Here is a 12,176-nt window from a genome sequence, read left to right as displayed (position 1 = left end):
GGGGGGTATTTTTTTTTGGGGGTCGCCGGCCCCCCCCCCCCCAAAACCCCCCGGCCCGGCCCCCGCGGCCCCCCCCCCTTCATTACTTCATGCAGCGGTGTGGCGGGCTGGAATGGCCCACCTGAATTACACCCCCGCCGTCTCCCCCACCCGCGCCACCGGCCCCTGTCCGGTCTGATGCCGCGACCTCCCCGAACTCAAATAATCCGCGATCGAATCCTGCGTGATCTCGCCGACATAGTGCCCATCGGCATCCAGCACCGGCATCCACGACGATCGGAACTGATACATCTTCGAGAGCACGATCCGCAGGTTCTCATCCGGCGAAACAGTCGCCTGAAACTGCGTGAGCTTGTCGCCGCACACGCCTTGCGCCCCGCGCGCGGCCCGTCGCGACACCACGCCCAGCGCGTGCCGCGCGCCATCCAGCACGGTCAGATAGCGGCTGTCGCTTTCGTCCATCAGCGCGAACGCATCGGCCAGCGGCGTCTCGGCGCGCACGGTATCGGGTTGCGTCGCCGCATCGCCCGCCTTCACGAGCAACAGACGCTTCAGCGTGCTGTCGGCGCCGACGAACTGGCCGACGAAATCATCACGCGGATGCGCCAGCAAGGTATCCGGATGATCGTACTGCACGAGCTTGCCGCGCCGGAACACGGCCACGCGGTCACCCAGCTTGATCGCTTCGTCGATATCGTGGCTCACCATGATGACGGTCTTCTTCAACTGGCGCTGCATCGCGAAGAACTCGTTCTGGATGGACTCGCGGTTGATTGGATCCACCGCGCCGAACGGCTCGTCCATCAGCAGCACGGGCGGATCGGCGGCCAGCGCGCGGATTACGCCGATGCGCTGCTGCTGCCCGCCCGACAACTCGCGCGGATAGCGCTTCAGATAGAGCTTCGGATCGAGCGCGACCATCGACATCAGTTCGGTCGCGCGCTCGGCGCAGCGCTTCTTGTCCCAGCCGAGCAGGCGCGGCACGATCACGACGTTCTCTTCGATCGTCATGTTCGGAAACAGGCCGATCTGCTGGATCACGTAGCCGATATGCCGGCGCAGGTCCACTTCATTGAGCCCGGACGTATCCTCCCCGTTGATCAGCACGCGTCCCGAGGTCGGCTCGATCAGACGGTTGATCATCTTGAGCGTCGTGGTCTTGCCACAACCGGACGGGCCAAGGAACACGCAGATTTCGCCCTCTTCGACCTTGAGGCTCACCGAGTCGACGGCGTTCACCTTCTGGCCGTCCTTCTGCGTGAAAGTCTTCGTCAGGCGGTCGAGTTCGATCATGTCTTTTGCACTCCCTTCGGTGTCAGTACACGCTGCAATGCCTGCAGCAGCAAGTCGGCGACGATCGCGAGCAGGCTCACGAGCACGGCGCCCACCAGCAGTTTCATCATGCTGCTCTGGCCGATCGCGCGCACGATCAGCGAGCCCAGCCCGCCCGCGCCGATCACGGCGGCAATCGTCATCACGCCGATGTTCATCACCACGGCGGTGCGCACGCCGCCGAGAATCACCGGCACGGCCAGCGGCAGTTCCACGAGACGCAGCCGTTGCCACGCCGTCATGCCGATGCCGATCCCCGCTTCCTTGATGCCCGCTTCCACGTTGCGCAGCGCGAGATAGGTGTTGCGCATGATCGGCAGCAGCGAGTACAGGAACACGGCGGTGATCGCCGGCACAGCGCCGATGCCTGCGCCGAAGCGCGAAAACACCGGGATCATCAGGCCGAACAGCGCGATGGACGGCAGCGTCAGGATGATGGTCGCGAGGCCGAGCAGCGGGCCGGCGAGCCACGGATAGCGATTCATCACAATGCCGAGCGGCACGCCCGCGAGGATCGCGCAGCCCACGGCCAAGCCCACCAGATAGCAATGCTGCAAGGTCAGTTGCAGCAACTCGGGCCAGTTGGCGCTCAGATAGTCGGTCAGACTCATCGTTCGGGTTCCTCCTTCATCAAGGCAGCTTGTGCGCGCGCAGAAACTCGCTCGCGACCGCCTGCACCGACTTGCCGTCGATATCGACCTGCTTGTTCATCTCCAGCATCGCGTCGTTGTCCAGCACGGCGGACAGAGCGTTCAGCTGTTCGGCCAGCTTGGGGTTCTGCTGGAGCACGGTCGCGCGCACTACGGGCGTGGCGTTGTACGGCGGGAAGAAATGGAGATCGTCTTCGAGCGGCACGATGCCGAAGCCCTTCACGCGGCCATCGGTCGTGTAGACGAGACCGATCGTCAACTGGTTGTTATGCAGCGCCGTATAGACCAGCCCCGAATCCATCTGCTTGGTCTCGGCGCGGCTGAAGTGCAGATCGTAGGCGGCTTCCAGCGGCTTCAGGCCATCGGGACGGTTCGCGAACTCCGCATCCATGCCGAACACGTGACGGGTACCTTTCGGGTCGCTCCTGAGCTTCTCCGACAACTGCGAAATCGTGCGGATGCCCGACTTGCGCGCGGCTTCGGCGGGAAGGCCGAGTGCGTAAGTGTTGTTGAGCGGCGACTTGTTGAGCCACACGAGCCCTTCCTTGGCGTCGAGATCCTTGACGCGCTGGTACATCTCGTCGGGCGACATCTTGTCCTTCAGCTTGTGATAGACCAGCGCCGCCGTGCCGGTGTATTCCCACGTGAGATCGACCTGGCCGTTTTCCTGCGCGCTGCGCAGGAGCACGCTGCCGAGGCCGGTGCGCGCGTCGATCGAATAGCCGCGCGCACGCAGATACTGCGTCGTGATCTCGACCAGGACGTACTGCTCGGTGAAGTTCTTGCCGCCGACGACAAGATTCGCGGCCAGCGCCGGCACGCTCGCGCAAGCGCTGAGTGCAACGGCGGCGAACGCTTTGCGGAGGAAGCGAGAGAGCTTCATGGCGTCACCTCGCTGCCGTTGGTCCAGCGCCGGCTTGCCGCGGACACGATGGCGTCGAGCAGCAGCGCGAGGATCGCGGTGCCTGCGGCGCCGAGCAGCAGCATCTGGTTGTCGTTCAGATAGATGCCGGGGAAGATCAGCGTGCCGAGACTGTCCGCGCCGATCAGATAGGCGAGCGGCGCCGTGCCCACGTTGATCGCGAGCGCGGTGCGCACGCCGCCCACGATGATCGGCATCGCGTTGGGCAATTCCACGCGCATCAGCGACTGCATGCCCGTCATGCCGATGCCCCGCGCCGCTTCGAGCAGCGAGGCAGGCACGTTCTTCATGCCTTCGTAGGTGTTGCGCGTGATCGGCAGCAGCGAGGCCAGGAACAGCGCGATGACGGCGGGCGTATCGCCGATGCCGAAGATGCCCAGCGCAATGGCGAGCACCGCGAGCGAAGGCACCGTGTTGCCGATGTTGAAGATCTGCATGAAGCCTTCGGCCTGCCGCGCGAGGCCGGGGCGGCTGAGCGCCACGCCCGCCGGAATGCCGATGACGATGGCAAGCGCCATCGAAATGCCCACCAGCAGCAGATGACGGCCCGTATAGTAGACGAGATCGCCGGAGTATTTGTGCCATGTACTGGCGTCGATGGCGCGCGTCAGCAGCACGGCCACGATGATTACCGCCAGCAGGCTGCCGAGGATCTGGACAGTTCGTCGGGACATGGAAAAGGTCTCCTTGTTCGAAGGGCGAGCGCGATGGATCCACGCTGCGTCGTGCGCCGCTGCCGACAGACGCGGGCGCCGAATGGGAGCTGGTTACAGCCGGAATGGAAAGGATGGGCGCGAAGGCGTGGCGCAAATGCGCGCGCCGGAAGCGCTGGCCACTCGCCGCTCAGCAAGGACGGGCGAGGGTTGAAACAGGAAGGTCGGGTGTCGGCGTCTCCGTTTGAGCAGTCAATGAGCCTCCTCGCAAGGCGGCAAACAGAAAGCCCTTAGCAAGCCATGTGCCCGTCAGGCGATCTGACCGATGCCTTGGGCCCCCCGTCTGCGTGCTGGCCTTGATCGGTCCAACGCCGCGCAACTTCGACACAACCCACACGACTTTCCTTCGCGATCTCGCCAGGCTAGCCGAACACGCGATCGCCGCGTGGGATGAAGCTGAGAGGCGGCACCGCCGGATCGGCAGGATAAGGAGGACGGCGAGCTGACTCGCCTTGCGCTCTCGGGCAGCGAGACGGGCATGCGGGACCGCAACGCCGTACCGGCGAGCTCCACTATCCGCCCGACTGGCATGCGCTGACCGGCTATGAACCGCATGAGTTGAGCAACCGGATCCCGGGCGTCGCAGCGGGCCTCCGCCGCCAGTTTGACGCAGTGGCGGCTCGAATATCGCGTCGATCTTCGGCACCGGGAATCGCGCTGGCGCGAAGGCGAAGCAAGGCCGCAGCGCAACGCGGCGCGGACGCGGCACCGTATGACACGGCTTCATCATGGATGCGACCGGGCGCAAGCGCATCGAGGCGGAGCTGCAGTCGCTGGCAACCACGGACCATCTGACGCAGTTGTCGAACCGGCGTGAATTCGTGAGCCGGAGCGGGGCTGTGCTCGACACGCTGCGGCAGCGCGTGCTGTCATGCGCACGTCGAGCACTGCTCGTGTCCAGTGTCTTCTTTGCCAGACTTCTCCGGGCGGTATCAGCGTGTTGCCGGACCCACTGTGGGTGAACGGTATCTACACGCCCAGAAATTCTGCGATTCTTTGCAGTTGGGTGGTGGTGAGTTCCCGACCCTTGCCGGTCATGAAGGTGCGCACCATGTCTGGCGTGATGTCCTGATAACCTCGTGCCGTCAGTTCCACTTGTAGACTCCGCGGCGCCTGGGTGTTTCCTTCAAACCATTCATCCATCGAATTTGCATCGGGACTTTTCAGCTTCGAATAGTCCTCGGAGAACTGTCTGAGCTCCTTGCTTCCCCACGAAGGCTCACCGCCATCCGTGCGCGGTCGCTTGAGCGGCGGTGGTTGTGTGGGGTCGCTGGTTCCGGGTGGAGGGTCGGATTGGCCGGCATATGCGCTTGGGCGCTTCAGCGGCGGTTCCGGGGGGCTAACGCCGGCTCCGGAGGGCTCGGAAGGCATGTCGAGCGCGACCCATTTTTGCGACCGCTCTGACCAGTACCCGTCTCCGGACCGGATTCGCTCGATCCACGCTGTCGGGACGCCGGTTTCCTGGCTGATCTGCCAGGCCGGCTTCAACTGTTCGTTCCCTTCGATGATGTCGGCGTATTGCTGATAGGCCATGGGATAGCTTGTCAACGACGCCGCAGGAGCGGGCTGGGACGCCGCTGCCGGACCGTCTGGCCGGGTTCTCCAGGGTAGCTCCTGTGGGAGCCGGTCGATCGGACGACCGTGGATCCTTGCATAGCGCCGCGCGCCGATATAAGCCAAGAACTCGTCACCGCTCGTCAGTTCGTGTGCGACAGCTGACAGCGACTCACCGCTGGTCAATCGCGTGTACAAGAGCGACAACCTCTTTCCATCACGGGGCGCTTCGCCCCGATTGTATGCACGCGCCAGCCTTACCTCCCCGCTCTCCGCGATATATTGATTGATGAGGTTTTTGGCGGTCTCCGGACGGACGTGAAGTTCTCGGGATATTTCCTCAAGAGTGTTTCCCTGTTCATACAGTTCAAATGCCCAACGGGCCTCTCCCTTCCCTCCCCCCACCAGACCGTGGTCGAGATCGACCTGCCAGTTCCCCCTCGTGTCAATGGACATGTGGGGCGCATTGGGCGCACCGTCGCGCGGCTCCATTTGCCACTTGCCGGCGGTTTCGTCGAAGCGCACCGGATAACTTTGTCCGCCTTGCTGGATGAAGTGCTGGCCGGTTCCATCGTGATACAGGCCACGGTAGTCCGCATCGGGCACCAGTTTGCCGGAGGGTTGTCGTGCGTATTCCGACGCCACCAGCGGAATGCCCGGCGCGTCGGCTGCGGTGCTCGCAGCGAGCACGGCGGGTCCACCGTCCGGCGCAGTGACGGGCTTGATTTCATCGGCAGGTTTGACTTCTTGCGCGACGCCTGCTTCCTCGGACTTTGTCCTGGATGCCGGCACCTGTTCTTCTGCGGCGCGACCGAAGCGCGGCAATCTCGCTTCCCCCAGCATGCCGCCCGCTACGCCGGAGAAGAAGTCGATACCCTGTCTGGCTGCTTCGGGAAGCGACTTGGCCGGCACGATGTAGTCGGTGAGCAGGTTCACGCCCGGCACGAGCCCCACGAAGAAGCGGCCAAGGCCGTCCTGGAGTTGCTGCTGCCAGAGCGGCAGGGGCGGCGTGTGGGCATCGAGATACTCGTAGCGAAGGGGACCGCGTTGGGAGGCGGCGTGATACAGCATGCCGGCCTCGTTGATGCGGCTGTTCTCCGTCTGGTAGCGATGGAGCAGATCGGCGCCGAAGTTGCCCATGCGCAGGTTTTCGGCGGTGGTGTGCGTGGGGTCGGGCGGTAGCGGCGGGAGCTCGGCCGAACGGCGAAAGGGATCGCTCTGGATGTGATCGATGGCCCATTGAGCCTTCCCGGTCGCTTCATCGGACCACTGGTGCAGGGGCTTGAAGTCGTCGGGAGTGTGCTCCAGGCGATACTGGAACTGCTGCGCATTGCGCTCGGAGTTCAGGCCGTGGTTGATGAAGTACTGGAGGCGCTGGAAGGAACGGGTGTCGTCAAGCGAACCGAGCGAGGCAATCTGAAGCGATGAGGCATCGCGCATGGCCTGATCGATTTGCTGATCGGCCTGCTTCCATTGGTCATGCACGCGCCTGTGTTCCTGATCGATCATGGAGCCGATCTGCGTCTGCATGGTGTGGCGGATGTCAACGGCCTGTCCGAAGATGCGCGCGCGTTCATCCGGGGTCGTGGCCTGGTTGAACTGTTGTCCCTTTTCGGCGAGCAGATCGCTCTGCTGCTGGCCGGCGGCGCCGAGATAGACGGCACCGAAGGGCTTGCCGAAGGCCTGCTGGACGCGGGCGTTGGGGTCGCTCATGGCCTGCTGATAGGCCTTGCTGACCGGATCGATGACATCGCTTCGCACGGACTGCGCGATCTTCGCGCGTTGATCCCCGGTGGCGGCTGCGTTGTAGTAGGTCGAGCCCGCGGCGAGCGCGCCGCGATAGAAGTCGCGCTGACCGGACGGAAGGGCCTCGATTTGCTGGTTCGTCTGGGTGGCCTGCTGTTCGAACGAGATGGCATCGGGTGGAGCGCCACGCAGCGATTCGCCCTGGAGCGCCGCCAAGCTGTTGGCGTTGCCGGCGTCGTTGGGAACGGCGGGGTCCTTGTCGAGGCGATCGAGCAATGGCTGGGTTTCGGCGGACGACAGGCCAGGCGCGGCCGCATCGGCTGACTGCACTTGCGCCAGCGTGGAAGAAGACGTGGGCGTGCCGGTCTGCCCGGCAGGAGCGTCGTCTGCTTCGTTGCGGATCGGAGCGGCAGGCGAGCCGTCCGGCGGAGCGCTGCCGGCGGCGGGGGTGTCGTTATCGTCGCCGTCATACGTTTCTACGGGAGTGGACGATTGTGAATTGACGCTTGATACGGCCATATCGGGTTCTCCGGAAGCGAGGAGGGATGTCATGTCGATGCATCCGAGCACCGTTCGCGTCCAGTGTTACCTTCAGCCAATATCTCGAGGTGGTGAGCAGATATTTCCGACGTGTCTCGATGAAGGTTGTGCACGGATCATTACGTGCCGAGGCTGCTGCCGGGCAAAATGAAGGGCACTCATGGTCCCAGGCATTCCGCGATTTTTTCCATCTGGTGCGTGGTGAGTTCGAGATCTCTTCCAGCAAGGCAGGGTCGTCGTCGCTGCCGCCATACTGCTGCGTGGAAACTGACGATTGTGAATTGACGCTTGATACCGCCATTTCGGAATCTCCGGAAGCAAGCAAAGATGTCGCCCGATGCGTCTCACGTCAACTGACCGACCTTGTTGCCCGGCCTCGACAACTTCAAGGTTCTGAACGATCGCTAGGGACACTCGCTCGGCGACCGCACGCTCGCGCATTTCGCGGCACTGCTGCGCGCGGTGGTGGAACCAGGCGCCATCGTCGCGCGCATCGGCATCGATTCGATGCTCGGCACGGATATCGAAGCGGCGCAAACGCTCGCGCGCGCCGACATCGCGCTCTATGGCGCGAAGAAGCGCGGCCGCAACCGGATCGAGGTGTTCAGGAGCGCGGCGCGGCCGGACATCGATGCGATCGCCGGCGTGAATTGAACGCAGCGCCTCACAGGCGCATCGCGTCCACTCTTTGTCCGCGCCATATGCGGAATATCCCTGCTTTTCCAGCACGCGAACGGCCATGACTGCCTTAAACTAGACGGCCGTTCGCCGCCGCGCGCGACGCCGGATCAAGCCTGGAACAAGAACTCATTTGATGACCGACCCTCTCGACCTTGATGCCCGACGCATGGCCGCGCTCGTGCGCCATGACGTGCTCGACACGCCGCGTGAATCTGCCTTCGATGAGATCGTCAGCCTCGCTGCCTCGATCTGTCGCGCGCCCATTGCGCTGATCAACCTCATCGCCGCGGATCGCCTGTTCATCAAGGCGGAAACCGGACTCGGCGCGCGTGCGACTTCGTTCGAAAGCCCGTTCTGCGCACAGGCGCTGCGGGAAGGCGAGTTTCTCCAGATCCCCGACGTCCTCGACGATCCGCGCTTCGCCGCTCATCCGCTCGTTACCGGTGCGCCGCACGTGCGCTTCTATGCGGGCGCACTGCTGACCACCGCCGAAGGTCTCCCGCTCGGCACGCTCTGCGTGATGGATCATGCGCCGCGCAGTCTCGATGCAACGCAGCAGCAGGCGCTGTGCATGCTGGCGCGCCAGGCCATGACGGCGCTGGAACTGAAGCGCGCGACAAAGGATGCGGAGGCGTATCGCGTGCGCTATGGCGCGCTGTTCCATGCCATCGATGACGGCTTCTGCACGATCGAGTTCTTCGACGGTCCGCAAGGCCCGTTGAGCGACTACACGCACATCGAGGCGAACCCGGGTTATCAGCGGCACACGGGCATTGCGGACATCGTCGGCAAGACCTTGCGCGAAGTCGATCCCGCCGATGCGGACCAATGGATCGAACTGTATGGCGGCGTGTTGCGTACCGGTGTTCCCGCGCGTTTCGAGCGCTATTTCATCAGTGCGGGACGGCATATCGAAGTGTCGGCGACCCGCGTCGAACCGCCCAGCCTGCGGCAAGTGTCGGTGCTGTTTCGCGACATCTCGGCGCGCAAGAAGGCCGACGCCGCATTGCGCGCCAGCGAGGCGCTCGCGCGGCAGAACATCGAGCGGGTGCAACTGGCGCTCGCGGCGGGCGCGATCATCGGCACGTGGTTCTGGGACTTGCCGAGCGACCGCTTTACCGTCGACGAAGCCTTCGCCCAATCATTCGGTCTCGATCCCGCGCAAGGACATGACGGCCTGAGTCTCGCGCAGGTGATCGCGAACGTGCATCCCGACGACCGCGACGGTCTCACGCAGGCTTTGACCGAAGCGCTCCAGCGCGGCGGTCACTATGCCTATCAATACCGCGTGCGGCGCGCGGACGGGCGCTATTACTGGATCGAAGCGAATGGCCGCGTCGATCACGGCGCGGACGGCACGCCGCTGCGATTCCCGGGCGTGCTGCTGGACGCCGAGCAGCGCCGCGCCGTGGAAGCGGAACGCGATCGCGCGGCGGCGTCGTTGCGCGCGTTGAACGAAACGCTCGAACAGCGCGTCGCCGCGCGCACCGCCGAACTGATGCGCGCCGAGGAACAACTGCGTCAGGCGCAGAAGATGGAAGCCGTGGGTCAACTCACGGGCGGCCTCGCGCACGACTTCAATAATCTGCTGGCGGGCGTATCGGGCTCGCTGCAATTGCTGAGCATTCGCCTGAGCCAGGGACGTGTCGCCGACGTCGACAAATACGTCGTGGCCGCGCAGGGCGCGGTGCGGCGCGCGGCCGCGCTGACGCACCGCCTGCTGGCGTTCTCGCGACGTCAGACGCTCGATCCGCGTCCCACCGATGTCAACGCGCTCGTCAACGGCATGACCGACCTGATCCAGCGCACGGTTGGACCGGGCATCCGGGTGGAAGCGGTGGGCGCTGCCGGGTTGTGGCCCGCGCTCGTCGATGCCGGGCAACTCGAGAACGCATTGCTCAATCTCTGCATCAACGCGCGCGATGCGATGCCGGACGGCGGCGCCATCACGATGGAGACGGCCAACAAGTGGATCGACCATGCTGCCGCGCACACCCACGACATGCCCGAAGGACAGTTCCTGTCGCTCTGCGTGACGGACACCGGCATCGGCATGACGCCTGACATCGTCGCGAAGGCCTTCGATCCGTTCTTCACGACCAAGCCCATCGGCATGGGCACCGGACTCGGTCTGTCGATGATCTATGGCTTCGCCAAGCAGTCGGGCGGCCAGGTGCGCATCTATTCGGAGCCGGGGCAGGGCACGACGGTGTGTATCTATCTGCCGCGCTTCTACGGCGACGTCGCGAGCGACCTGCCCGATCACGACGCCGCGCCCATCTCGGGCGCGGAGAGCGGCGAGACGGTGCTGATCGTCGATGACGAACCGAGCGTTCGCATGCTCATCACGGACGTGCTGGAAGAGCACGGCTATACCGTGATCGAAGCGGCCGACAGCATGGCGGGTCTCAAGGTGCTGCAATCGAATGTGCGCATCGACCTGCTCATCAGCGACGTGGGTCTGCCGGGCGGCATGAACGGCCGGCAGATGGCGGATGCGGCGCGCGCGTCGCGGCCCGGTTTGAAGGTGCTGTTCATCACCGGCTATGCGGAGAATTCGGTGATCGGCAATGGCCGCCTTGACCCCGGCATGCAGGTCCTCACCAAGCCGTTCGCGCTGGAAACGCTCGCCGAGAAAGTAAGGCAACTGGTTGACAGTTGACGATTGACGGGCAACGTGTGAGCGCGCCGCCTTCTTGGCGGTCAATGCGCAATTAAACAGGGATCCCTATTTTGCCGTGCCGGCTGCGTACGCCGCCATGGACTTCGCAACCTGGCAGCCGAAGTGGATGAGTCAGGCGAACGGGACCCCGCTGGCCGCCAAGCCGATCAACCTGCCCGCCGGGTTTCCCAGCGGTTCAACCGGTTACCAGTTGCTCTACAAAAGCACCGACGGCGGCAAGCCTGTCACGGTCGTCACTACCCTGGTTTTGCCCCCGCCGGCTGCGGCCAGTGCGCTCAGCAGCCTGACATCGAACAAGGGCGCGCCACTCGTTTCCGTTCAGTATCCGCAGGATGATCTCGTCACGACGACCCAGCCGTCGTATGTGCTTCTGAACGCCACGAGCCTGGCCAGCGATTACGCCGCGATGGCCGCACCGATGCTCAATAACGGTATCGCGGTAGCCTTTCCTGATCATCAGGGGCCGAACTCCGAGTTCAATGTGGGTCAGCAGATGGGGCCGGCAGTGCTGGACGGGGCGCAAGCCATCCTGAACTGTGCTCAAGGTTACGGCGCCTGCACCGGAGTCACGCCGGCAAACGTAGGCGGGCTCGCAGCCACGAGCCCTGTTGGCTTGCTCGGATATTCGGGCGGCGGCGGCGCCTCGACCTGGGCGGCGGTGCTGCGCGGAAGTTATGCGCCGAGGCTCAACGTGGTCGGCGCCGCGCTCGGAGCGAGTTCGAGTTCTGATCTTGCGACGATCATCACCGCACTTGATGGGACCGCAGCGGCACGCCTTGCTTATGCCGCGATCGTCGCCATGGGACGGCACGATCCGGTGAATTATGCAGCCTTCAAGCGCGCCTTGAGCGGCGCTGCTGCGAACGTGTTCACGTGCATGGAGACCTCCGCCGCGCCGTATTCCTGCTATACCGCCGGACTCTATCCGGCCTTCCTGCCGACCTTGAGCGCGAGCGGCCTGGGATCCCTGAACGCCATGTTGGCGGCCAACAGCGTGGCCGGCACGGCTTACGCACCCGATGTGCCGACGCTCGTGTACTACGACGTCGGCGATACGCTGATCCCGGCGTCGGCCAGCTTCCAGATGATCCAGTCTTTCTGCAAGGCACGAGCGAGTGTGCAGGTGCTGCAAAGCCAGGTCAGCCTGTTCCCGAGTCAACAGGTGCATTCAAGCGCGGCTGCCGCGTTCACGGCGCCCGTCAACTATCCCTTTCAGTTCCTGGCGCAGCGCTTCTTCGAGTACTACACAGGCCAGGCCTACGCGGGCCGTAACGACTGCACGACCTTCGCCATGCTCAAGTCGGCACCCGCTGGACAGTACCCCGGCCAGGGGTTGCGGGTGAATTGAAGCAACG

The 12,176-nt window shown here is 64.2% G+C and carries 8 protein-coding genes; 3 read left to right on the top strand and 5 right to left on the bottom strand.

Annotated elements, in window-relative coordinates; all coding sequences use genetic code 11:
• Positions 1-126: 126 nt before the first annotated feature.
• From QCE69_RS26150 to QCE69_RS26130, 5 genes are all read right to left on the bottom strand, one after another.
• A complete protein-coding gene (locus QCE69_RS26150) occupies positions 127-1,293 on the bottom strand; it encodes an ABC transporter ATP-binding protein (RefSeq protein WP_309933790.1) in 1,167 nt (388 codons plus the stop codon).
• Entirely contained in the window at positions 1,290-1,943 is a 654-nt protein-coding gene (locus QCE69_RS26145; protein WP_309924489.1) for an ABC transporter permease, read from the bottom strand. Before QCE69_RS26145 ends, QCE69_RS26150 begins: the two co-directional genes overlap by 4 nt.
• A 19-nt stretch (positions 1,944-1,962) precedes the next feature.
• Positions 1,963-2,865 (bottom strand): glycine betaine ABC transporter substrate-binding protein, encoded by a 903-nt coding sequence (locus QCE69_RS26140; RefSeq protein ID WP_309924488.1) that lies wholly within the window; start codon positions 2,863-2,865, stop codon positions 1,963-1,965.
• On the bottom strand, positions 2,862-3,578 hold the full coding sequence (locus QCE69_RS26135; protein WP_309933788.1) for an ABC transporter permease: 717 nt from the start codon (positions 3,576-3,578) through the stop codon (positions 2,862-2,864). The genes QCE69_RS26140 and QCE69_RS26135 overlap by 4 nt, the downstream gene beginning before the upstream one ends.
• Before the next feature lie 1,008 nt (positions 3,579-4,586).
• Positions 4,587-7,469: a hypothetical protein gene (locus QCE69_RS26130; RefSeq protein WP_309933787.1), complete on the bottom strand. Its 2,883-nt coding sequence runs from the start codon at positions 7,467-7,469 to the stop codon at positions 4,587-4,589.
• A gap of 450 nt (positions 7,470-7,919) precedes the next feature.
• On the opposite strand from QCE69_RS26130, the gene QCE69_RS26125 reads away from it, so the two are divergent.
• From QCE69_RS26125 to QCE69_RS26115, 3 genes are all read left to right on the top strand, one after another.
• Positions 7,920-8,111, top strand: coding sequence for a hypothetical protein (locus tag QCE69_RS26125; RefSeq protein WP_309924481.1), 192 nt, complete (start codon positions 7,920-7,922; stop codon positions 8,109-8,111).
• Between the two features lie 160 nt (positions 8,112-8,271).
• Positions 8,272-10,800: an ATP-binding protein gene (locus QCE69_RS26120; RefSeq protein ID WP_309933786.1), complete on the top strand. Its 2,529-nt coding sequence runs from the start codon at positions 8,272-8,274 to the stop codon at positions 10,798-10,800.
• A 34-nt stretch (positions 10,801-10,834) separates the two neighbouring features.
• Positions 10,835-12,169 carry a lipase family protein gene (locus QCE69_RS26115; RefSeq protein ID WP_309933784.1) on the top strand — a complete coding sequence of 445 codons (1,335 nt, stop codon included), beginning with the start codon at positions 10,835-10,837 and terminating at the stop codon, positions 12,167-12,169.
• Positions 12,170-12,176: the final 7 nt, after the last annotated feature.

Origin of the sequence: Caballeronia sp. LZ032 (genome assembly GCF_031451315.1) — a bacterium.
In the GTDB taxonomy this organism is placed as follows: Bacteria; Pseudomonadota; Gammaproteobacteria; order Burkholderiales; family Burkholderiaceae; genus Caballeronia.
Note: the sequence above shows the minus strand (reverse complement) of the source record. Positions and strands in the feature narration are given on the sequence as shown.